This window comes from Stenotrophomonas sp. NPDC047960, from assembly GCF_043204395.1.
Classification (GTDB): Bacteria; Pseudomonadota; Gammaproteobacteria; order Xanthomonadales; family Xanthomonadaceae; genus Stenotrophomonas.
In genome coordinates, this window is sequence record NZ_JBIDBX010000001.1 from 516,615 (window position 1) to 537,502 (window position 20,888).

The following is a 20,888-nucleotide window of genomic DNA, read 5'->3' on the forward strand; positions in this document are numbered from 1 at the left end:
CCGGCGCCCCTTCTTGCGATAATCGGCACGGGGACGCCATGCGGTGTGCGTGGCGGTGCAGGGCGACAGGGTGATGGCGTGAGACGCAGTGACAGCGCGAGGCGGAGGATGAGCAGGGCCAGGGCCTGGCTGGCCGGGCTGGTTTGCCTGCTGCTGTCGGCCACGGCGCTGGCCGGCGCGGCCCAGGTAGGGCGGGACGTGCTGCTGCTGGGCGCCGCTACCGACCAGCAGGCTCCGCAACGTCCCTGCTCGCCCGAGGTGCTGGCGCACCACCAGGACATCCTTTCGATTCCGGCGCCTGCTGACGGCTGGTCGGGCGCCCCGCAGGCGGTGGATGTGTTCGGGGTGTTGACCGGCGAAGTGCGCATCAGCCAGGGCGACCGCCAGATCTGCGGCAGCATGCACGATGCCCGGACCCGCGATTCGCGCTTCCGCGCCGGGGTCGGCATGGTGGTGGTGCCCAAAGCCGGCGAGCGCGAACCGATCGTGGTGTCGTGGGCCGCGCCGCTCAAGCCGCGCTGGATTCCCACCGTGCGTCTGGGCGCGCCCAGCCCGGTACAGCAGAACGACACCGCGCGGCTGCTGGTGCGGGCGGCCTGCATCGCGGTGGCGATCGCGTTGGCGCTGTCGGCGCTGATGGGGTTCGTGACCGCCCGCGACCGCACCTTTCTGTACTACGTGGCGATCTGCGCGGTGTTCGTGCTGTGGCAGGCGGTGCTGGGAGGGCTGAGCGGTTACCCGGAGCCCTGGTTGCCGGTGCATGACCGGGCCTCATGGTGGCTGGTGGCGCTGAGCGCATTTGCGCTGGCGCTGCTGCTGCCGATCCTGTGGCGGCTCAACGGCGGCGCCCGGTTGTGGCCGGATTCGGGCACCGGGCAGCGGGCGGTATTGTGGGGCCTGGTGCTGGCTGGTCTGTGCGTGCCGTGGATGGGCATGGCCGGGTTGGCGTGGATGGCGGCGCTGCTGGAGGCGGTATTCGTGTTCGGCTGCGTGGTCTGCCTGGGCGTAGGCGTGTGGTCGCTGGTGCGGCGCGATGGCTATGCCGCGGCAGGCCTGTTCGCGCTGGTGCCGTGGTGGATCCTGATCATCGCCGATGCGCTGCACGCGCATTGGCTGATCGCGTACCGGATCGAGGCGCTGCAGCTGTCGGCGACCTGGTTCCTGATGATGGCCGCCTATGCGCTCAACCTGCGCCTGGGCCGGCTGCGGCAGCAGCGCGACGAGATGCGCCAGCTGGCCGACACCGATGCGTTGACCGGGCTGCCCAACCGCCGCCATGGCCTGCACCTTCTGGCCCGCCACCTGGAACGAGCCGGCGCGGAACAGCAGCCGTTGGCCATCGGCTTTCTGGACATCGATCTGTTCAAGGACATCAACGACCGGTTTGGTCACGAGGTTGGCGACCAGGTGCTGGTGGCGGTGGCGCGTGGGCTGCGCGGGGCGGTGCGGGCACAGGACGACGTGATCCGCATGGGGGGCGAGGAATTCCTGCTGCTGTTGCCCGGGGCGGGCCACGGCGCGGCGTTGGCCAGGCTCGAAAGCGTGCGCCGGCAGATTCCGGCAGTGACCGTGCCGCTGGGCATCGGCGGGCTGGCGGTGACCGTCAGCATCGGGCTGGCGGTGCTGCGCCCGGGCCGCGATGACCTGGCCGGGCTGCTGCGCCGCGCCGACCACGCGATGTACCGGGCCAAGCGCGCGGGGCGGGACCAGGTCTGCGACGGGGAGCGGCCGTTGCCGGCTGATGATCCGCTGATCGCCTGATCCCGCGCGGCACGGGGTTTTGCCGGATAATGGCGCGATGACAACCCGACTCAACAAGTTCATTGCCGAAACCGGCTTCTGTTCCCGGCGTGAAGCCGACCGCCTGATCGGCGAGCGCCGCGTCACCGTCAACGGCCACCCGGCCGGCACCGGTGCGGTGGTCGGCGAGGGCGATGCGGTGCTGGTCGACGGCCAGCCGCTGCGCGCGCGCGAGGCCAGGAAGGCCGGTGGCCGCCGCCATGTGTACATCGCGCTGAACAAGCCGGTGGGCATCACCTGCACCACTGAAAGCGCGGTGAAGGGCAACATCGTCGATTTCGTGGGCCACGAGCAGCGCATCTTCCCGGTCGGCCGCCTGGACAAGGATTCGGAAGGCCTGATCCTGATGACCAGCAACGGCAACATCGTCAACCAGATCCTGCGCGCGGAGAACAACCACCAGAAGGAATACCTGGTGGCGGTGAACAAGCCGGTGACCGACGAGTTCCTGCGCGGCATGGCACGCGGCGTGCGCATCCACAATGAGACCACGCTTCCGTGCCGGGCCTCACGGATCGCAAAGTTCGGCTTCCGGATCGTGCTGCAGCAGGGCCTCAACCGGCAGATCCGCCTGATGGCGGCGGCGTTTGATTATCGCGTGACCCAGCTTCGCCGGGTGCGCATCGACAACGTCAAACTCGGGGCGCTCAAGCCCGGCCAGTGGCGCAACCTGACCGATGCGGAGTTGAAGGGGCTGTTGCCGCAACAGCAGGACTGGTAGGTCCTGCACCCGTGGGTAACCCTTTGTTCGCTACACTGGACCCAGCTCCCGGATTTCGACCCGCTCGATGATCAAACCCGAGAAGCCCGCCAACGAAGCCGTTCGCCTGGCGGCACTGTATCGATACCGCATCCTGGATTCGGAGAAGGAACAGTCCTTCGAGGATCTGGTGACGATCGCCAAGGCGGTGTGTGGCGCCTCCATGGCGGCGGTTACGCTGATAGATGCTGAACGCCAATGGTTCAAATCGATCCAGGGAACGCAGGCGCAGGAGCTGCCGCGTTCGGAGTCGATGTGTGGCCACGCGATCCTGCAGCCGGAACAGGTGATGGTGATCGAGGACGCGCAACGCGACGAACGCTTCCACGACAACCCGATCGTGACCGGCGACCCCAAGGTACGCTTCTATGCCGGGGCGCCCCTTGTGAGTACGGAGGGATTGCCGCTGGGCACGCTGTGCGTCTTTGATCCGCAGCCGCACCGGCTGGATGCGCTGCAGACCGAGGCGCTGGCGGCGTTGTCGCGGCAGGTGATGGTGGTGATGGAGCTGCGCCGTTTCGCTCTGGACATCCAGTCCCACATGGTGGAGCGCGCCGATTACGAACGGTTGCTGGGCGAGTACCACGATGTGCTGCTGGCGCAGAACGCGGACCTGGCCGAGCAGAGTCGGACCGATGTGCTGACGGGGCTGCCGAACCGGCGGGCGATGGCGGTGGCATTGGATGCGTCGGTGCTGGACGCGGACGGGCAGCCACGGCAGACGGCGGTGGCGCTGGTGGATATCGACCATTTCAAACACATCAACGATTTCAACGGGCACGCGACAGGCGACCGGGTGCTGGCGGAATTGGGCGTGCTGCTCAGGGCGCAGTTCGCGGGCCGAGGGCTGGCGGCGCGCTACGGCGGGGAGGAGTTCGTGGTGCTGATGCCGGATACGGACCTGCGCACGGCGGAGTTGCAGTGCGATTTCCTGCGGATGGCCGTTTCCGACCTGCCGCTGGGGTTTCCGGTGACGGTCAGTATCGGGGTCGCGGCGCATCGTTCAGGTGACACTGTTGATCAGACCTTGGAGCGGGCGGATGCGGCCTTGTACCGGGCAAAGGGTAATGGGCGGAATCGGGTTGAGTTGGCGCCCTGAGTTTTAGAGCCTTTGGCTGCGGGCTTCCTCGGTTTGGCTGGCGGGTGTGCCAGCAAAAAGCATGACGATTGAATGGGTCAATTGCGTCATCAATCGCAATATCTGCGACCTATCGCTGCCATCCTGCACGGCCGTTTTTCCGCGGATTCCGTCCATGCTGCAGACCCTCGCCATTTCCAACTACCGTTCACTGCACGATCTGGTCGTGCCGATGGGATCGCTGAACCTGGTCACCGGTGACAACGGCAGTGGCAAATCCAGCTTGTACCGCGCGCTGCGGTTGCTGGCCGATACGGCGCGGGGTGGGGTGACGCCGTCGCTGGCGCGGGAGGGCGGGTTCCAGTCGGCGCTGTGGGCCGGGCCGGAGACGCTGGACCGGCGGATGCTGTCTGGGGAAGTGCCGGTGCAGGGCGGGCCGCGCCAGAAGTCAGTGGCGCTGCGACTGGGGTTTGCGGCGGACGATTTCGGGTATGCGATCGATCTGGGCTACCCGGTGGCCGATCCGCATTCGATGTTCAACCTGGATCCACAGATCAAGTGCGAGAGCATCTGGGCCGGGCCGTTCCTGCGCAGCAGCAATGTGCTGGTGGAGCGGCGCGGGGCGATGGTGCGGCGGCGCAGTGGGCGCAGTTGGGAGCTGCTGGAATCGAACCTGTCGGTGCACGAGAGCCTGTTCACGCAGGTGGCCGATCCGCAGCGGATGCCCGAGGTGCTGCGCCTGCGCGAGACGCTGCGCAGCTGGCGCTTCTATGATCATTTCCGCAGTGATCGGGATGCGCCGGCGCGGCAGGCGAGCCTGGCCACGCGGACGCCGGTCTTGAGCCACGATGGGCATGACCTGGCGGCGGCGTGGCGCACGATCGTGGAAATCGGCGATCCGGACGCCCTGGCGGCTGCGCTGGACGATGCGTTCCCGGGCGCGCGGGTCTTCATCGAGCCTAACGAGGATCAGCTGAGCCTGAAGTTCCAGCAGCCGGGACTGCTGCGGCCGCTGGGCGCAGCGGAGCTGTCCGATGGCACGTTGCGCTATCTGCTGTTGATCGCGGCGCTGCATACGCCGCGTCCGCCACCGTTGATGGTGCTCAACGAACCGGAAACCAGCCTGCATCCGGACCTGTTGCCGGCCCTGGGGCGGTTGATCATCGGCGCGGCCGCACGCAGCCAGGTGTGGGTGGTGTCGCATGCCAGCCGGTTGATCGCCGCGTTGCGCGAAGCCCCGCAGTGCAATCCGATCGCGTTGGAAAAGCAGATGAGCCGTACCACGCTGGTCGGCCAGGGGGTGCTGGACGTGCCTGCCTGGTACTGGCCCACCCGCTGACCTGCACCCGGTTCAATCGGCGATGTTGCGGGCCTCGGACGTGCCCAGGATTTCCGGATGCTGCACCTTCTTCCAGCGGTTCAACAGCGGGTGCAGGAACACCGCGCCGACGATGATCGCCACGCCGGCATAGAACAGCGGGGTAAGTTCACGCTGTTCACTGAGCAGCACCACGGCCAGCAGGATCGCGTAGACCGGTTCGAGGTTGGTGACCAGCTGCACGGTATAGGCGCTGAGGTGGCGCAGCGCGACCAGCGCCAAGGCGAACGGCAGCAGGGTGCACACCCCGGCAAGGGCCAGCAGCAGCATGCCGTCGCGCAGGCTGGGAACCACCCAGAGCGGGCTGGCCAGTGCGGGCAGCAGGAACGGCAGCAGGGGCGCGAGCAGGGTGAGGGTGACGGTGCCGGCGCCCAGTTCCACCGCCGTTACGGTGAGCGGGTCGGCGTGGCTGACCAGGCGCTTGTTGAGCGAGCCGAAGATGGCGACCAGCAAGGCGGACATGGCGCCGACCAGCACCCCCAGGCGCATGCCATCCGGTACGCCGCCGACCACCATGCCGACGCCGGGCAGCACGGCGATGCCAAAGGCCAGTTCGCGCAGCTGGAACGGGCGCTTGGCCACCCACGGTTCAATGACGGCGGTGAACACCGGGGCCAGCGCGATGCAGGTGGCGGCCACCGAAGCGTTGGCGAGCTTCACTGCGCCGTAGAAGGTGAGCCAGTGCAGGGCCACCAGCGCGCCCACCCCGCAGTAGCCGGCGAACAGGGCGGGCGAGAGCTGGCGCAGCCCGCGCCAGACGCGCGGCAGCAGGGCCAGCATGGCCACCACCAGCAGCATGCGCCACCACACCAGCGGCAGCGCGGGGAGGCTGATGAGCTTGCCGAGGATGGCGGTAACGCCCCACAGCAGCACGCAGAAGTGGATTTGCAGCAGGGCTCTGCGGGTATCGGTCATCGGCATCCGCATATTGTGGGGCAACAGGCATGCGCACGGCCACGCCCAGGTGGCGCTACGCGCCCACCTGCTTGAGCTGTCTGCGCAGCGCTACTGCGGCGCCGGGGTTTCGGTGCTTGGCGGCGCCGATGAACAGCACATACACCTCACGGGGGCCGCTTGGCTCAGGTTCGGCGGCGACGTGCGGCAGGTCGGGGTTGTCCTCGCCGCGTGCCCAACGCATGGCGCGCAGGCACCATTGTTCCAGCGTGCGCTCGGGGTAGCCGGCGCGCAGGTTGGCGCGCGACTGCATCAACCGGGCGTAGATGAAGCTGGCGGTGGGGTCGGCAAAGCTGGGGTAGTCCGGCGAGCCGCTGAACACCAGGGCGGCACCGTGTGCGCGCGCTACCGCGATCAGCTCGGGCGTCCACGCGGCGGCATTGCGCACCTCCAGTGCGTGCTGCAACGCGCGCCCGCCAACCCTGCGCGGCAACGCTTCCAGGAACCGATCAAATTCCTGCGCACCGGCCGGATGTTTTTCGCCGAACTGCCATACCAGCGGGCCCAGCCGGTCCTCCAGCGCGCTGATGCCCTGGATGAAGCCATCGGCGCGCGCTCCCGCGGCGGCCAGATCGTGGCTCTGGGTCACGGTGCGCGGCGCCTTGGCCGAAAAGCGGAACCCGGGTGGGGTCTGTTCGCGCCATTGCGCGTACACCGCCGGCTTCTGCGCCCGGTAGAACGTGCTGTTGATCTCGATGCAGCCCAGCTGCCGGCTGGCATGGGCCAGCTCCTCGCGCTGCGGCAGCCCGGCCGGGTAAAAGGTGCCACCACGCCAGGCAGGAAACACCCAGCCACCGATGCCGGTGAAGATCGGGCCGGGGGGCGAGGGCTTCAAAGGGCGGTCTCGCGCCAGGGATCGTAGCTGCCGAACCACCATATATGGCCTTCGGGATCGCGGCACGCATAACCGCGGCCGCCGTACTCCTGGTCGGCGATGTCGATGGCCAGCAGCGCGCCATTGGCAAGCGCCTGCGCGTAATGGGCGTCGGGGTCGGTGACGATCACGCAGGCACTCTGGGTTTCGCGGTCGCCGATGTCGGCCGGCTGCGCGGTCATTGCTTCCCAATCACCGCCGGTGCCGACCGATCCGATCATGATCATCCCGGTCCCGTACACCAGCTGGGCGTGGTACACGATGTCGCCTTCCGCGTAGACCGCCTGCGCGTGGAAGCCGAACGCACGCTCCAGCCAGGCGATCGCCGCGCGGGCATCGCGGTAGCGCAGGCAGGGAATGACGGTGGAACCGGTCTGGGCGGGCGCGGTCATGCGGGTACTCCGGGGGTGGGCGGCTTCTGGCACAGGCGAGCCTGCAACCGGCCGCGTTACCATCGCGCGAAACCTGGCGTAACCGGCCCGTTGGTGGCTTCCACGCCCCTGCAACACGCAACCGGAGACACTGATTGAACACATCCTGGATCGGAGGCCTTGTGCTGCTGGCATGCGCACCCTTGGCGTCGGCAGCGGTGCCGGCCGAACTGCAGCGGCTCGATGCCACGGTGGAACGCGTGCGCAGCCAGTTCGACATTCCCGGCATCGCGGTGGCGGTGGTCAAGGATGGGCAGATCGTCTTCGAGCGCGGTTACGGCGTACGCGAGCTGGGCAAGCCGGCACCGGTCGAGGCCGACACCCTGTTTGCCATCGCTTCCAACACCAAGGCGTTCACGGCGACCTCGCTGAATCTGCTGGCCGAGCAGGGCAGGCTGAAGATGGACGACCGGGTAATCGACCACCTGCCATCGTTCCGTATGTCCGATCCGTACGTGACCGGCGAAATGCGCATCCGCGACCTGCTCTCGCACCGCAGTGGGCTAAGCCTGGGCGCGGGCGACCTGCTGTTCTGGCCGACCACCACCTACAGCAACGCCGAGGTGGTGCAGCGGCTGGGCAAGGTGCCGCTGAAGGCCGGCTTCCGCGACCGTTACGCCTACGACAACATCCTCTATGCGGTGGCGCAGCAGGTGATCGAACAGGTTTCCGGGCAGTCGTACGCGGACTTCCTGCAGCAGCACATCTTCACCCCGGTGGGGATGGCCGGCACCCGCTTCAATGCCGACCACCTGAAGCCGGGCGACAAGGCCGCCACCGGGCATGCCAAGTTCGATTTCACCGACCTGCGCACGGTGGCCCCGCTGACCTGGTCCAACAACGCCGGTGCCGGCGGAGTGTATTCCAGCGTGCACGACATGGCGCGCTGGATGAACGTGCAGCTGTCCCAGGGCAGGCTTGAAAATGGCACTGCGCTGTTCAGCGCCAAGAGCCAGCAGGCGATGTGGCAGATGATCACCCCGCAGGTGGTGCCCGAGCCGAGCGTACCGGCCCTGGCTGCCGCGCGCCCGAATTTCGCCGGCTACGGCGAGGGTTGGAGCCTGAGCGACTACCGGGGGCAGAAGCTGGTGTGGCACACCGGCGGCTGGCCGGGCATGGTGTCGCGGGTGACCTTGGTACCGGAGCAGAAGCTGGGCATCGTGGTGCTGACCAACCAGGAAGTGGGCGCGGCCTTCAACGCGGTCACCATGGAGGTGCTGGACGCTTACCTCAAGGCGCCGGACACCGACTGGGTGGCGGCGTATGCCGCTGCGGTGGCCAAGGCACAGGACAAGGCCGATGAGGGCTGGGCCGCGCACCAGGCGGCACGCGATCCGAAATCCACCCCGTCGCTGCCGCTGGCCCGCTACGCCGGCACCTATCGCGACCCGTGGTATGGCGAGGTGTTCGTCGAGCAGCGTGGCAGCACGCTGCGCCTGCGTTTCGGCAGGACCGCGCAGCTGGTGGGCAGCATGGAGCACTGGCAGCACGATACGTTCATCGTGCGCTGGGACGACCGTTCGCTCAACGCCGATGCGTTCGTGAACTTCAGCCTGGATCCGGACGGCAAGGTGCGCGAGGTACGCATGCAGGCGGTATCGTCGCTGACCGACTTCAGTTTCGACTTCCAGGACCTGGTGCTGACCCCGGTGGATGCCGACAAGGCGAAATAAGCACTGCGTGAAAACAAACGGCAGGCCGCGGTGGGATAATCGCTGCCTGCCTGTTTTCCGGGAAATGGAATGTTCCGCTGGTTCGAGTCGCTGATTCCCGTCTTTCCGCCGATCGACGCGCGCATGCCGCCGCGCCGCGTGCTGCCGTTCTACATCCACTACCTGCGTCCGGTGTGGCCGGTGCTGCTGGCCACGCTGATCGCCGGGCTGCTGCTGGCGCTGGTGGAAGTGGCCATGTTCGATTTCCTCGGCCGCATTGTCGACATGGTCAGCGAACAGCCCGACGCCGGCTTCTTCGCCCGGCATGCCGATACGCTGTTGTGGATGGCGGCCATCACGCTGGTCGCGCGGCCGGTGCTGGTGGGCCTGCACAACCTGCTGGTCAACCAGGCCATCGTACCGGGGCTGAGCAACCGCTCGCGCTGGCTGATGCACAACTACGTGGTGCGCCAGAGCCTGTCGTTCTTCCAGAACGATTTCGCCGGCAGCATGGCCAACCGGGTCATGCAGACCGGTACGTCGCTGCGCGAGTCGGCGGTGCAGATGGTGGATTCGCTGTGGTACATCGTGGTGTACACCGGCACGGCGCTGTACCTGTTCGCGCAGGCGGACTGGCGGCTGATGATCCCGCTGGTGCTGTGGTTGGCAGCCTATGTTGTGATCATGGTGTACTTCGTGCCGCGCGCGAAGGAGCGTGCGTGGATCGCGTCCGAGGCGCGTTCCAAGGCCATGGGCCGGATCGTCGACGGTTACACCAACATTCCCACGCTCAAGCTGTTCGCCCACGGCGGACGGGAGCAGGCCTATGTCGCCGAGGCGATCGAGGAACTGGCGGTCAAGCACCGCCGGCAGACCCGGATCACCACTGGCATGGACCTGACCATCGCGATCGTCAACGGCTTCCTGATCGCGGGTACCTGCGGGTTGGCGCTGTGGCTGTGGAGCCACGGCAACATCACGGTGGGTGCGATCACGCTGGCAACGGGGCTGGTGATCCGCATCCACAACATGTCCGGCTGGATCATGTGGACGATCAACGGCATCTTCGAGGACATCGGCACGGTACAGGACGGCATCACCACCATTTCGCAGCCGCTGAGCGTGCAGGACCGCGCCGATGCGGTGCCGCTGGTGGTGCGCGAGGGCGGGGTCCAGTTCGATGACATCCACTTCCATTACGGCAAGCAGGGCGGGGTGATTGCCGGGCTGGACCTGATGGTGAAGCCGGGCGAAAAGATCGGCCTGGTCGGGCCATCGGGCGCAGGCAAATCCACGCTGGTGAACGTGCTGCTGCGGTTGTACGACCTGGAAAGCGGCCACATCCGCATTGACGGCCAGGACATCGCCGAGGTTACCCAGGAAAGCCTGCGCCGGCAGATCGGCGTGGTCACCCAGGACACCTCGCTGCTGCACCGCTCGATCCGCGACAACCTGCTGTACGGGCGGCCGGACGCCACCGAGGAACAACTGCGTGCGGCAGTGGCCAAGGCGCGCGCGGCGGCCTTCATCGACACCCTGCGCGATGGCGAAGGGCGGCAGGGTTATGATGCGCACGTGGGCGAGCGCGGGGTGAAGCTGTCCGGCGGTCAGCGTCAGCGCATCGCGATCGCGCGGGTGCTGCTGAAGGACGCGCCGATCCTGGTGCTGGACGAGGCCACGTCGGCGCTGGATTCGGAAGTGGAAGCGGCGATCCAGGACAACCTGGACGAGCTGATGGCGGGCAAGACGGTGATCGCCATCGCGCACCGCCTGTCCACCATCGCGCGCATGGACCGGCTGGTGGTGATGGACCAGGGCCGCATCGTGGAGACCGGCACGCATGCCGAGCTGGTCGCAGCAGGCGGCCTGTACGCGCGTTTGTGGGCGCGCCAGACGGGTGGGTTCGTGGCGGCGGATGCTGGGTAACGGCAACGGCAACGGCAACGGCAGCGTTTCAGTTCTTCCGTGTGGGACGGTCGACGGGCAGCCCCCTACGGGACACGCCGTGAATCCATCCATGGAGGCTTGTCAAAAACATCCATGTTTTTGACAGTCCCTACGGGGGCTGCCCGCCGACCGTCCCCGAAAGAGGGCCGCGCGCGGAGAGACAGAGCAGCGACGCATGGCGTCGCTCTACGAAGGTAGAGTCGGTTCCCAAACGACTGCCGTGAACATATCAACGCCCGGTAACGCATGAAAACAATCAACACCGCGTAGAGCGACGCCCTGCGTCGCTGCCTTCCGATCCGCCCACGCGATGCATGAGGGGAGGCCGGCGGGTGACCCCTGTAGGGACTGTCAAAAACATGGATGTTCTTGCCAAGCCTACAAGGACGTATTTACGGCGTGTCCCGTAAGGGGTCACCCGCCGGCCTCCCCAACACGTAACACCAGAAGCGCAAACGGCCCGGAAATCACCGGGCCGTCCGCTTTTCAACAGTAACGCAACATCACTCGATCGGCTGGTCCAGCATCAGCTGCCGGGCGAAGCGCACCGGCGGGGCGCCGTAGGACAGCATCTGGTCGTGGTAGGCCTTCAGGTTGAACTTGTCGCCCTGCTTTTCCTGGACCGCCTTGCGCGTGTCGAAGTGTTCCTGCGCGCCGACGAAGTAGGTCGGCAGCTGCGCCGAGGTCAGCTGCGCGCGCACCCACTTGCCCGATGCCTCGCTTTCCTGCTGGAACGCATCGTGGGTCATCAGCTGCATCGCCTGCTCGCGCGTCCAGTTGTCCACGTGCACGCCCTGGTCCAGGATCGCGTTGGAGATCGTGCGCAGGTAGAACTTCAGCTGCACCAGGTGGAACAGCGGATCGTTGTCCAGGTAACCCTGCTCCTGCATCATGCGCTCGGTGTACACCGCCCAGCCTTCGGCGAACAGGCCCGAACGCAGCACCGCGCGCAGCGTGGACGGGAACTTGCCCGAATGCCAGCCTTCCAGGTAGTGGCCCGGCGTGCCTTCGTGGATGCTCAGCAGGTGGATCATGCGGCTGTTGTATTCGCGCAGGAACGAATCGACCTGCTTGTCGGTCCAGTCGTCCGGAATCGGCGACACCGCGTAGAAGGTCTTCAGGTTCTTGTCCAGCGGGCCCGGCGAATCGCAGTAGGCCACGGCCACGCCGCGCTGGAATTCGGGCATCAGGATGATGTCCACCGGCGCGTCGGGCAGGGTCATCAGGTCATGCGTGCGCACGAACTCGGTGGACTGCGCCAGCGCCGCCTTGGCATCGTCGACCACCTTGTCGCGCGCCGGCTTGTCGGCGTAGGCCAGCTCCAGCGCCGCTTCGATCGCGGCCTGCTGCTGCTCGTCGCTCGGGTTGGCCGGCAGCGCCGGGGCACCCGGCTTGCCGTTCAGCACCGTCTGCGCGATGCCGTACATGTCCTGGCGCACGCGCTTGAGTTCGGCGCGGGCACGTTCGCCGATCTCGGCGCGCGACAACGACGAGTTCAGGGCGAACTTCAGCTTCTGGTCGTACAGCTCGGCACCGATGCGGAAATCGCCCTTGGCGTTCGGCACCAGCGTCTTGTCCAGCCACGCCTGCTGTTCGTCCACCGCCTTCTTCAGGCCGTCGATCGCGGCCTGCAGGCGCTTGCCGTCCTCGGCCGGCAGTTCGCCGATGTGCGGAGTGATGAAGGTATCGACGATGCTGAGGATGCCCTTGTTCTGCTTGGACACCGTTTCGGCGTGGATCTTCGGCACGCGGGCCGGGTCCAGGTTTTCGCGGGCCTGGGCGAAGATCTGCGGCAGCTTCTCCATCCGTGCGGTGGCCGACTTCAGGCGCTCGGGCAGCGGCGCGAATTCACGCGCCATCAGCCCGTACAGCGCACTGCCGGCGGTGCTGTTGTAGATCTGCGGGTCCCACTTGGCCGCCTGCAGCACTTCGGCGTTCCAGATCTCGGACTGCAGCTGGTTGCGCAGGATGGCCGCGTCGACCTGGTTTTCGCGCGAGAGCTTGCTCACTTCAACCTTGTCCAGCTCGCCGAGCAGCCCCTTGTAGGCGGTCAGCATCTTCTGCTGACCGGCTGCGCTCAGGTCGTCGATCTCGCTATCGTAGCGGTGATCGCCGATCTGGGTGGCGCTGATCGGCGACAACTGCATCCAGGTGTCCAGGGCGCGCTTGGACAGGTCGGCGAAGGCCGCGTCCACGGCCGCATCGGCGGCGGGGGCGGTTGCCGCGGTACCGGCCGGGGCGGTGGGGGCGTCGGCCTGCTGGCAGCCGCCAAGGGCGGCGATCAGGGCGAGGGCAAGAAGATGCTGGCGCATCGGCGATCCTGTGCTGTGGACAATCGCCGAGCATAGGCGCTGCCGCCGGGCGTGCGCCCGTGCCATTGGATTACCATGGCCCTTTCCTGCGGGGAGGTGTGCCATGCAGTACGAAGGAAGCTGCCATTGCGGGCAGATCGCATTCGTGGTCCAGGCCGATGCGCCCATCACAGGGGTTGTGGACTGCAACTGTTCGCTGTGCCGGCGGCGCGGTGGCCTGCTGTGGTTCGGGCCGCGCGCGGCGCTGACCCTGAACACGGACCCTGCGCAGCTGGCCACCTACCAGTTCAACAAGCACCATCTGCAGCATCATTACTGCCGTGCGTGCGGCATCGCGCCGTTCAGCGAGGGCGTGGACCCGCGCAGCGGCCAGGCGATGGTGGCGGTAAACGTGCGCTGCCTGCCCGGGCTGGACCTCGGCGGATTGACGATCAATTTCTACGATGGAGCCAGCGTGTGACGACAGGGACGAGGTGGCGCAGCGGCGCCATGGCAGGGATGCTGGCGCTGGCGCTTGCCGGATGCAGTGGCCAGCAGCACGCGGAAATGGCCGGCGCCGGTGCGGCCGGCGCGGTGGCGTCGCCGGAAGGCGCGGCGCTGGCGTATGAGCATGAGGTGGACATCCAGCTCGATGCCGCGCAGATCGGGCCGCGGGTGAAGCAGATCAGCGAGGCCTGCCAGTCCAGCCGGTTCGGCGACTGCGCCGTGCTGCAGGTGGGCCAGCAGGGCGGCGAGTATCCGTCCGGTTCGATCCGGGTGCGGATCGCACCCAAGGGCGTGGAACCGCTGATCGGGTTGGCGGGGCAGGGCGGCGACGTCGCTTCGCGCAACACCCAGGCCGAAGATCTCGCCCAGCAGGTCGCGGACACCGCGCTGACCAGGGCGCGGCTGCAGAAGGAACACGAACGCCTGCTCGCCTACCAGGATGACAAGGGCATCAAGGTGGCCGACCTGCTGGTCATCACCCAGCGCCTGTCCGAGATCGAAGCAGGGCTGGAGCAGACCAGCAAGGACGCCGCCAACCAGCGGCGCCGGATCGACACCCAGCTGCTCACGCTGCGCTTCCAGACGCCCGCAGGCCAGCGCAGCCGCAGTGAGATCGGCCAGGCGTTCAGCGAATTCGGTGCCACGCTCACCAGCAGCGTGGCCTTCGTGATCCGCGCCGTGGCCGCGCTGCTGCCGGTGACGCTGGTGCTGTGGCTGGTCGGCTGGGTTGCGCTGAAGCTGTGGCGCCGCCGCCGCCGGGCGTCGTCCATGCCGTAACGCGCATGCACCAACGCATGCCTACCGCTGGGTTGTCACGTCAACCCTCGTCGGTTTCGTATTCGACGAACACATCCAGTTCCAGCGCCAGCTCCTGCACGGCATCGCGCACTTTCTGCGCGGTGCTTTCGTTGCCGACCTCGACTTCCAGCTCGTGGATGCCGGGGCCGATATCGTCGGACAGGCCGGCGGAACTGGAATCGTCGTCGTCCATATGCGGCATCAGGTCGTCGGTTTCCTCGACGTGCTCGATGCCTTCAACGCCCAGCAGCAGATCGCTGATGGCGCGTGCGGCATCTTCACTGCCGGTGATCCTGAGTCGCAACATGGCCATGGGGAGGTCTCGCAGGTGAGGGGATTCCACCGTAGCGATCCACCGGGCAAAACCGGGTGAATGTCCCGGCAGCTCCCACCCCGGTAGCTCACGACCGTTGGTCGTGAGACGTCCGGTCGTGAGACGTCCGGTCGTGAGGCGTCCGGTCGTGAGGCCGGTTCAACAATTCATCCGGCAACGCCGGTACCGGCGTGCGTTCGTCCTGCGCTTCGCGCTTCAGCCAATCCATGAACGCGACCGCCGTCGGGCTGAGCGGCCGGTGCCCGGCGTGCACGATGTAGTACGCATAGCGCGCCTTCAGCGCCGGCCCGGGCAGACGCACCAGTTCATAGCGCTGCAGGTACGGCTGGGCGATGTGCTTGCGCGCCAGCACCGCCCCGATGCCATACACCGCCGCGCGCATGGCATCGGTGCTGTCGCTGAAGATGTGCTGCGCGGTCAGGTCCAGCCCGCGCACGCCGGCAGCCCGGAACCAGTCGCGCCAGCCCTGCGGCGACATGTCGCTGACCAGCGGCAGCGTGGCGATCTGCGCCGGCTCGCGCAGCGCCGACACCCCCGGCAGGGCCGGGGATGCCACCGGGCACAGCTCGTCGTCCATCAGGTGCTGGGCAGCCAGACCTGGCCACTGGCCCAGTCCGTAGCGGATGCCCAGTTCCGGACCGTTCTCGTCGAAGCGCGCCAGTTCGCTGCTGGTCTGCAGCTCGATGCGCATGCGCGGATGCAGGCGGGTGAAACGCGTCAGCCGCGGCACCAACCAGCAGTACGACAGCGAGCGCAGCGTAGTGATCCGCAGTGGCACCACATCGGCCTGCGGGTGCAGGTTGCCGGCCACCGCGTTGATGTCGCTCAGGGCGGCGGCGGCGGCGTCGGCCAGCTGGCGGCCCTCGGCGGTCAGGCGCACGCCACGGGCGTGGCGCTGGAACAGCACCGTCCCCAGCAGCGATTCCAGCCGCCGCACGTGGTGGCTGACCGCGCTGGCGGTCAGGTGCAGCTCGTCGGCGGCATGGGCGAAATTCTGATGGCGCGCGGCAACCGCGAACACGCCGAGCGCGGGCAGGAGGGCAGGGCGCAGAATCATGACAAGACCCAAATCATATTTGTGGCTTGCAGGGATACTACGCGCTTGTCGAGGCCGCGCGGCCGGTAGATGCTGCGTGTCTGATCCCTGGAGCCCGCGCCATGTTGCTGCCCGTCCCCGTTGCTGCCGCCTGTTCCTGCCGTGCCGGGGGCCGCCGGTGAGCGGCGCGCCGATGAGTGCGGGGGCGATTGAACGCGACTGGCGCACCCCACTGGAGCTGACCGTGCTGGGCGCGATCTGGGGCTGTTCGTTCCTGTTCATGCGCGTGGCGGTGCCGTCGTTCGGCCCCTATGCGCTGGTGGAAGTAAGGTTGCTGCTGGGCGCGCTGGTGCTGCTGCCGTTCCTCTGGCAGGCACGCGCGCAGTTCCCGCCCCGGCGCTGGTTGTGGCTGGTGCCGATCGGCCTGATCAACTCCGCCATTCCGTTCGTGCTGTTCGCCTGGGCGGCGCAGCGCGCACCGGCCGCGATCGGCGCGATCTGCAATGCGATGACCGTGCTGTTTGCCGCGCTGATCGCGTTCCTGTTCTTCGGCGAGAAGATCGGCATGCGCCGCGCGATCGCGCTGCTGGTCGGCTTCGCTGGCGTGGTGGTGCTGGCTACGGCCAAGGTGTCCGGATTGAGCATTGGCGCGGCGGTGATTGCCGGTTCGCTGGCCGCGCTGCTGTACGGCCTGGGCGTGAACCTGGTCAAGCGCCACATGACCGGGCTGCCGCCTGCGGCGTCGGCCGGCGCCACGCTGGGCAGCGCGGCATTGCTGATGCTGCCGCTGGCGCTGACCCACTGGCCGGATGCCCCGATTCCCGTCGTGGCGTGGGCCTGCGCGATCGCGCTGGGCGTGGTCTGCACCGGCTTTGCGTTCCTGATGTTCTACCGCCTCATCGCGCGTATCGGCCCGGCGCGCGCCTCTACCGTGACCTACCTGGTGCCGATGTTCGGCGCGCTGTTCGCCTGGCTGTTCCTGGGCGAGCCGGTGACCTGGGCGATGGTAGTCGCCGGCGCGCTGATCCTCGGCAGCGTCGCCGCCAGCCAGAAACGGTAAGTAACGCGGCCCTGGCAGAAGGCGGCGCCCCTTACCGGACCGGCACGGGAATGTTGCACAGGTCGATATGTCCTGCGGCGCGCTTGTAGAAGCCATCCACCCGGTTGCGCCGCGCTTCGACCGTATCGGTGAACGTCTTCGAATCGGTACGCAGCACCTGCAGTTTGGGCCGCTCCGCTTCCGGCAGGTCGCTCACCCGCTGGATCGACTGGATCGCGGTGCGCTGCGCCGGGTCCGCATAGAACCCCATCGGCGCTGGTCCGCGCGGCAGCGCGCTGAGCAGCTCCATGCCCTTGAGCACCCGGCCGACCACGGTGATGTTGCGGTCCAGCTGGCGCGGCGACTGGCCGGTGACCACATACAGTTCGGCGCCGATGCTGCTGTCTTCTTCGTTGTTGCGGCCCGCGCCCAGCGCGCCGTAGCAGTGGGCCAGCCAGGTCTTGCCCTCCTTCGCATCCTGGCCCACGGCAAAGCCGTCGACAAAGCCGGTGCGGTCGGCCCAGCCATCGCGATCGGGCAGCACGCTCACCTGCAGACCCCTGCTGTCGCGCTGGAACTCGGCCGGCAGCCTGCGCTTGGCGCTGCCCAGCGGCTTGGCCTTGGCCGCGTCATCGGCATCGGCATCGCCGAACTGCACCACGAAGTTGTCCTGCGCGCGGTAGATGCTTTCGCCATCCCAGAAATGCTCATGGGCCAGGGTCTGGATGTTGGCCACGTGCTGCGGCGCGAAGGCGGGCGCCAGCTCGATCAGGACCTCACCGGCATCGAGCTTCATCACCAGCAGGTTGGCCGGATCCGGCGTGCGCCAGTCACTGGCCGGCGATGCCTCCAGGATCTGCTGCGCGCTGCGGTAGGGCGTGGCCGCCATGGCCAGGCCCGGAAGCAGGCAGGAAAGGGCAAGCGCGAGCAGGGCAGGACGGCGTGGCGACATGGTGGTTACCGGGATGGACGAGCCCCGATTCTGCGCGAAGCCCGGCCGCAGCCGCCAGTCCGCCCTGTCTGCGGGCAGCGTGACTAACGGCACGTTCGCTATAGCTGACTTCACACTAGTGTTGACTCCACGCTAGCTGGAGATCGTCATGAGCGACCACGAGGCCCACCTGAAGAAGTTCCAGAAGGAGCTCAGCGCCGGCACGGTTTCACTGGCGCTGCTGGCGGTGCTGGCCCGGACCGGCGAGCCGCTGTACGGCTACCTGATCGCCAAGGAGCTGGAGCGGGTCGGGCAGGGCGTGCTGAGCGGCAAGCAGAGTGCGTTGTACCCGGTGCTGCGCAACCTGGAAGGCGCGGGGCTGCTGGAAAGCCAGATCGAACCATCGGTGGCCGGGCCACCGCGACGTTACTACCGCATCAATGAGCGCGGCCGCGAGGTACTGGAGCAGTGGACCCAGGCCTGGCGTGCCACCCGAGATTCCGTTGATTCCGTGCTGGAAGGGGTACTGCAATGAACGAAGAAAGCATGAGGGGTGGGGGCCTGCCCACCACCATCGGGCAGTACCTGGCGCAGCTGCGCGCGGCGCTGCACGACGCCGATCCGGCGATGGTGCAGGACGCGCTGTACGACGCCGAGGAATACCTGCGCTCGGAGCTGGCTGCCCAGCCCGGCCGCAGCGAAGCCGAGGTGATTGCCGACGTCGCCGGCAGTTATGGTGCGCCGGAGGAAGTGGCCGAGATTTACCGCGAAACCGAAATCACCGTGAACCGCGCGCTGCGCACCCCGAGTGCCAGCGTACGGCCGATCGCCCGGGTGGTGCTGGCGCAGGTGGCACCGGGTGGGGCAGGGGCAACGACTGCGGCAGCGGGGGGGAGCGAAGCGACGCCAGGTGAGCGTGTTCCGCCGCCGCACCGCTCGGCGCTGGCGCGCTTCTTCGGTGTGGCACTGGAACCGCGCACCTATGGCGCGCTGTTCTACATGCTGCTGTCGCTGGCGACCGGCACGTTCTTCTTCATGTGGGTGATCACTGGCCTGTCGCTCTCGCTCGGGCTGCTGATCCTGATCATCGGCATTCCGCTGACGGTGCTGTTCTTCGGCTCGGTGCGTGGCCTGGCGTTGCTCGAAGGGCGGCTGGTGGAAGTGCTGTTGGGCGAGCGCATGCCGCGCCGGCCGCGTTACGCCGACCGCAGCCGCAGCTGGCTGCAACGGATCGGCGACATGTTCACTGATGGCCGGACCTGGCTGACGATGCTGTACTTCGTATTGATGCTGCCGCTGGGCATCATCTACTTCACCATCGCGGTCACGCTGCTGACGGTGTCGCTGGTCTTCATCTGGGCGCCGGTTGCTTCGATGTTCGCCTTGGGCGCCCCAAGCCTGTACTTCGAAAGCGAGCTGGTGGTGCTGCCGCTGTGGGCGACCCCTGCGCTGGCCGTACTGGGCGTGGTGCTCCTGTTCTGCACGATGCACCTGGCGCGCGTCATCGGGCACCTGCACGGGCAGATGGCCAAGCACCTGCTGGTGCGCCTGTAAGTTACGGAGGTGACGACCAACGGTCGTCACCTACCGGTTGTGCGCGGCGTCAGCCACAACGGTTGTCACCTGCCGGCTGTGCGCAGCCTCAGTCACGACGGCAGGTATCGACCGTTGGTCGATACGGGGTTACCCCGCTTTCTTGCGGATGGGGGTGACGTTGCTGGCGGCCTTGGCTGCTTTCTTCGGCTTCGCCGCCGCCTGCGCGTTGGCGGCGAAGAACTCGCGTACCTTCGGGTACACGGTTTCGCGCCAGCGGCGGCCGCTGAAGATGCCGTAGTGGCCGGCGCCCTCGACGATGAAGTGCTCGCGGCGCGCGGCCGGAATGCCGGTGCACAGTTCCTGCGCCGCTTCCGTCTGGCCCAGGCCGGCGATATCGTCCAGCTCGCCTTCGATGCTCAGCAGCGCGGTGCCGGTGATCGCACCGGGATCCACGAGTTCACCCTGCACGTACCACTCGCCGCGCGGCAGCAGGAATTCCTGGAACACCACGCGGATGGTGTCCAGGTAGTAGCGCGCCGGCATGTCCAGCACCGCGTTGTACTCGTCGTAGAAGCGGCGGTGCGCATCGGCATCTTCCATGTCGCCCTTGACCAGGTCGGCATAGAAATCCCAGTGCGAACTGAAGTGCCGGCTCGGGTTCATCGACAGGAATCCGGCGTGCTGCAGGAAGCCCGGGTACACGCGACGGCCCGCGCCCGGGTACCCCGGCGGCACGGTGTGGATCACGTTGTTCTCGAACCACGACAGCGGGTTCTGGGTAGCCAGGTTGTTCACCGCGGTCGGGCTGCAGCGCGCATCGATCGGGCCGCCCATCATCACCAGCGAACGCGGCGTGGTTTCACCCCGGCTGGCCATCAGCGAAACGGCAGCCAGCACCGGCACGGTCGGCTGGCACACGCTGACCACGTGCAGTTTTTCCGCACCGAGGTGGCGGATGAATTCCTGCACGTAGGCGATGTAATCGTCCAGGCTGAACTCGCCTTCGCTGCCGGGCACCATGCGCGCGTCGACCCAGTCGGTGACATACACGCGGTGGTCGCGCAGCAGGGTGCGCACGGTGTCGCGCAGCAGCGTGGCGTGGTGGCCCGACAGCGGCGCCACCACCAGCACGAACGGCTGGTTGAGCATGGTGTTGAGCTGGTCGGCCTCGTTGCTGTGGCGCTTGAAGCGCAGCAGCTTGCAGAACGGCTTGCTGACTTCTTCGTGCACCACGATCGGCACGCGCTCGCCGTCGACCTCGATTTCGTTGATGCCCCATTCGGGCTTCTCGTAATCCTTGCCGATGCGATGGAACAGCTCGTTCACCGCGGACAGGCGATCGGCACCGGGCATCTGCGACCACCAGTGGCCCTGGTTGGCGAAGAACCTGGCGTTGGCCTGGGCCTGGTGCACCCACGGGGCGAGCAGGTTGCGGGTCAATTCATGCAGCTGATAGAGCATGACGTCCGAATATGTATGGTCTTATGTTGCCGCGCAGCATACCGCACCCGGGTCAGAAACGCCTTAATAGGCGATTTCGTC

The 20,888-nt window shown here is 67.2% G+C and carries 18 protein-coding genes and 2 pseudogenes; 12 read left to right on the forward strand and 8 right to left on the reverse strand.

Annotation, left to right across the window (positions count from 1 at the left end):
* Nucleotides 1–108: 108 nt before the first annotated feature.
* The 4 genes from ACGFZ3_RS02510 (at nucleotide 109) to ACGFZ3_RS02525 (ending at nucleotide 4,977) form a co-directional block, all read left to right on the forward strand.
* Entirely contained in the window at nucleotides 109–1,761 is a 1,653-nt protein-coding gene (locus ACGFZ3_RS02510) for a diguanylate cyclase (protein ID WP_392915952.1), read from the forward strand.
* A gap of 37 nt (nucleotides 1,762–1,798) precedes the next feature.
* On the forward strand, nucleotides 1,799–2,521 hold the full coding sequence (locus tag ACGFZ3_RS02515; RefSeq protein ID WP_392915955.1) for a pseudouridine synthase: 723 nt from the start codon (nucleotides 1,799–1,801) through the stop codon (nucleotides 2,519–2,521).
* Nucleotides 2,522–2,588: 67 nt separating this feature from the next.
* Nucleotides 2,589–3,659: a diguanylate cyclase gene (locus ACGFZ3_RS02520; protein WP_392915958.1), complete on the forward strand. Its 1,071-nt coding sequence runs from the start codon at nucleotides 2,589–2,591 to the stop codon at nucleotides 3,657–3,659.
* Between the two features lie 154 nt (nucleotides 3,660–3,813).
* Complete coding sequence (locus ACGFZ3_RS02525) at nucleotides 3,814–4,977, forward strand: AAA family ATPase (RefSeq protein WP_392915962.1); 1,164 nt, start codon at nucleotides 3,814–3,816, stop codon at nucleotides 4,975–4,977.
* A 12-nt stretch (nucleotides 4,978–4,989) separates the two neighbouring features.
* Here the strand turns inward: ACGFZ3_RS02525 and ACGFZ3_RS02530 are convergent, their stop codons facing one another.
* Genes ACGFZ3_RS02530 through ACGFZ3_RS02540 form a run of 3 tightly spaced genes read right to left on the reverse strand, consistent with a single transcriptional unit; the run spans nucleotide 4,990 to nucleotide 7,236 of the window.
* Nucleotides 4,990–5,937, reverse strand: coding sequence for a DMT family transporter (locus ACGFZ3_RS02530; RefSeq protein WP_392915965.1), 948 nt, complete (start codon nucleotides 5,935–5,937; stop codon nucleotides 4,990–4,992).
* A gap of 49 nt (nucleotides 5,938–5,986) precedes the next feature.
* Entirely contained in the window at nucleotides 5,987–6,847 is an 861-nt protein-coding gene (locus ACGFZ3_RS02535; RefSeq protein WP_392915968.1) for a DUF72 domain-containing protein, read from the reverse strand.
* Nucleotides 6,802–7,236: a VOC family protein gene (locus tag ACGFZ3_RS02540; protein ID WP_392915971.1), complete on the reverse strand. Its 435-nt coding sequence runs from the start codon at nucleotides 7,234–7,236 to the stop codon at nucleotides 6,802–6,804. The genes ACGFZ3_RS02535 and ACGFZ3_RS02540 overlap by 46 nt, the downstream gene beginning before the upstream one ends.
* A gap of 134 nt (nucleotides 7,237–7,370) precedes the next feature.
* Here ACGFZ3_RS02540 and ACGFZ3_RS02545 point away from each other — a divergent pair, with 134 nt between their 5' ends.
* A complete protein-coding gene (locus tag ACGFZ3_RS02545) occupies nucleotides 7,371–8,948 on the forward strand; it encodes a serine hydrolase (protein ID WP_392915974.1) in 1,578 nt (525 codons plus the stop codon).
* Between the two features lie 69 nt (nucleotides 8,949–9,017).
* Nucleotides 9,018–10,853, forward strand: a complete 1,836-nt coding sequence (gene smrA, locus ACGFZ3_RS02550) for a multidrug efflux ABC transporter SmrA (protein WP_392915977.1) — start codon at nucleotides 9,018–9,020, stop codon at nucleotides 10,851–10,853.
* A gap of 524 nt (nucleotides 10,854–11,377) precedes the next feature.
* On the opposite strand, the gene ACGFZ3_RS02555 is transcribed toward smrA, so the two are convergent.
* Entirely contained in the window at nucleotides 11,378–13,186 is a 1,809-nt protein-coding gene (locus tag ACGFZ3_RS02555) for a DUF885 domain-containing protein (protein ID WP_392915980.1), read from the reverse strand.
* 103 nt (nucleotides 13,187–13,289) lie between these two features.
* Here ACGFZ3_RS02555 and ACGFZ3_RS02560 point away from each other — a divergent pair, with 103 nt between their 5' ends.
* Both ACGFZ3_RS02560 and ACGFZ3_RS02565 read left to right on the forward strand, forming a co-directional pair.
* Nucleotides 13,290–13,646: a GFA family protein gene (locus ACGFZ3_RS02560; RefSeq protein WP_392915982.1), complete on the forward strand. Its 357-nt coding sequence runs from the start codon at nucleotides 13,290–13,292 to the stop codon at nucleotides 13,644–13,646.
* 38 nt (nucleotides 13,647–13,684) lie between these two features.
* On the forward strand, nucleotides 13,685–14,449 hold the full coding sequence (locus tag ACGFZ3_RS02565) for a DUF4349 domain-containing protein (RefSeq protein ID WP_392917549.1): 765 nt from the start codon (nucleotides 13,685–13,687) through the stop codon (nucleotides 14,447–14,449).
* A gap of 40 nt (nucleotides 14,450–14,489) precedes the next feature.
* Here the strand turns inward: ACGFZ3_RS02565 and ACGFZ3_RS02570 are convergent, their stop codons facing one another.
* Together ACGFZ3_RS02570 and ACGFZ3_RS02575 are read right to left on the reverse strand one after the other, a co-directional pair.
* Nucleotides 14,490–14,783, reverse strand: coding sequence for a hypothetical protein (locus ACGFZ3_RS02570; RefSeq protein ID WP_392915985.1), 294 nt, complete (start codon nucleotides 14,781–14,783; stop codon nucleotides 14,490–14,492).
* An 88-nt stretch (nucleotides 14,784–14,871) separates the two neighbouring features.
* Complete coding sequence (locus ACGFZ3_RS02575) at nucleotides 14,872–15,861, reverse strand: LysR substrate-binding domain-containing protein (RefSeq protein WP_392915988.1); 990 nt, start codon at nucleotides 15,859–15,861, stop codon at nucleotides 14,872–14,874.
* A 172-nt stretch (nucleotides 15,862–16,033) separates the two neighbouring features.
* On the opposite strand from ACGFZ3_RS02575, the gene ACGFZ3_RS02580 reads away from it, so the two are divergent.
* Nucleotides 16,034–16,900 (forward strand): DMT family transporter, encoded by an 867-nt coding sequence (locus tag ACGFZ3_RS02580; RefSeq protein ID WP_392917552.1) that lies wholly within the window; start codon nucleotides 16,034–16,036, stop codon nucleotides 16,898–16,900.
* Between the two features lie 31 nt (nucleotides 16,901–16,931).
* Here ACGFZ3_RS02580 and ACGFZ3_RS02585 read toward each other — a convergent pair whose 3' ends face one another.
* Nucleotides 16,932–17,831: a peptidylprolyl isomerase gene (locus tag ACGFZ3_RS02585; RefSeq protein ID WP_392915990.1), complete on the reverse strand. Its 900-nt coding sequence runs from the start codon at nucleotides 17,829–17,831 to the stop codon at nucleotides 16,932–16,934.
* A 148-nt stretch (nucleotides 17,832–17,979) separates the two neighbouring features.
* Here ACGFZ3_RS02585 and ACGFZ3_RS02590 point away from each other — a divergent pair, with 148 nt between their 5' ends.
* The 3 genes and pseudogenes from ACGFZ3_RS02590 to ACGFZ3_RS02600 all read left to right on the forward strand — a co-directional run.
* Nucleotides 17,980–18,345, forward strand: coding sequence for a PadR family transcriptional regulator (locus tag ACGFZ3_RS02590; protein ID WP_392915993.1), 366 nt, complete (start codon nucleotides 17,980–17,982; stop codon nucleotides 18,343–18,345).
* 11 nt (nucleotides 18,346–18,356) lie between these two features.
* Nucleotides 18,357–18,557, forward strand: a pseudogene (locus ACGFZ3_RS02595) (HAAS signaling domain-containing protein); the annotation flags it as partial.
* Nucleotides 18,558–18,728: 171 nt separating this feature from the next.
* A pseudogene (locus ACGFZ3_RS02600) lies at nucleotides 18,729–19,364 on the forward strand (sensor domain-containing protein); the annotation flags it as partial.
* A 129-nt stretch (nucleotides 19,365–19,493) separates the two neighbouring features.
* Here the strand turns inward: ACGFZ3_RS02600 and ACGFZ3_RS02605 are convergent.
* Nucleotides 19,494–20,807, reverse strand: coding sequence for a polyhydroxyalkanoate depolymerase (locus ACGFZ3_RS02605; protein WP_392915995.1), 1,314 nt, complete (start codon nucleotides 20,805–20,807; stop codon nucleotides 19,494–19,496).
* Nucleotides 20,808–20,888 lie beyond the last annotated feature (81 nt).

Bases quoted from the DNA above. Each gene is read 5' to 3' on its own strand.
- ACGFZ3_RS02580 (WP_392917552.1), top strand. From the start codon at position 16,034: ATGAGTGCGGGGGCGATTGAACGCGACTGGCGCACCCCACTGGAGCTG.
- ACGFZ3_RS02605 (WP_392915995.1), bottom strand. From the start codon at position 20,807: ATGCTCTATCAGCTGCATGAATTGACCCGCAACCTGCTCGCCCCGTGG.
- ACGFZ3_RS02525 (WP_392915962.1), top strand. From the start codon at position 3,814: ATGCTGCAGACCCTCGCCATTTCCAACTACCGTTCACTGCACGATCTG.
- ACGFZ3_RS02530 (WP_392915965.1), bottom strand. From the start codon at position 5,937: ATGCCGATGACCGATACCCGCAGAGCCCTGCTGCAAATCCACTTCTGC.
- ACGFZ3_RS02560 (WP_392915982.1), top strand. From the start codon at position 13,290: ATGCAGTACGAAGGAAGCTGCCATTGCGGGCAGATCGCATTCGTGGTC.
- ACGFZ3_RS02520 (WP_392915958.1), top strand. From the start codon at position 2,589: ATGATCAAACCCGAGAAGCCCGCCAACGAAGCCGTTCGCCTGGCGGCA.
- smrA (WP_392915977.1), top strand. From the start codon at position 9,018: ATGTTCCGCTGGTTCGAGTCGCTGATTCCCGTCTTTCCGCCGATCGAC.
- ACGFZ3_RS02590 (WP_392915993.1), top strand. From the start codon at position 17,980: ATGAGCGACCACGAGGCCCACCTGAAGAAGTTCCAGAAGGAGCTCAGC.
- ACGFZ3_RS02555 (WP_392915980.1), bottom strand. From the start codon at position 13,186: ATGCGCCAGCATCTTCTTGCCCTCGCCCTGATCGCCGCCCTTGGCGGC.
- ACGFZ3_RS02510 (WP_392915952.1), top strand. From the start codon at position 109: ATGAGCAGGGCCAGGGCCTGGCTGGCCGGGCTGGTTTGCCTGCTGCTG.
- ACGFZ3_RS02585 (WP_392915990.1), bottom strand. From the start codon at position 17,831: ATGTCGCCACGCCGTCCTGCCCTGCTCGCGCTTGCCCTTTCCTGCCTG.
- ACGFZ3_RS02540 (WP_392915971.1), bottom strand. From the start codon at position 7,236: ATGACCGCGCCCGCCCAGACCGGTTCCACCGTCATTCCCTGCCTGCGC.
- ACGFZ3_RS02570 (WP_392915985.1), bottom strand. From the start codon at position 14,783: ATGGCCATGTTGCGACTCAGGATCACCGGCAGTGAAGATGCCGCACGC.
- ACGFZ3_RS02515 (WP_392915955.1), top strand. From the start codon at position 1,799: ATGACAACCCGACTCAACAAGTTCATTGCCGAAACCGGCTTCTGTTCC.
- ACGFZ3_RS02575 (WP_392915988.1), bottom strand. From the start codon at position 15,861: ATGATTCTGCGCCCTGCCCTCCTGCCCGCGCTCGGCGTGTTCGCGGTT.
- ACGFZ3_RS02535 (WP_392915968.1), bottom strand. From the start codon at position 6,847: ATGGTGGTTCGGCAGCTACGATCCCTGGCGCGAGACCGCCCTTTGAAG.
- ACGFZ3_RS02565 (WP_392917549.1), top strand. From the start codon at position 13,685: ATGCTGGCGCTGGCGCTTGCCGGATGCAGTGGCCAGCAGCACGCGGAA.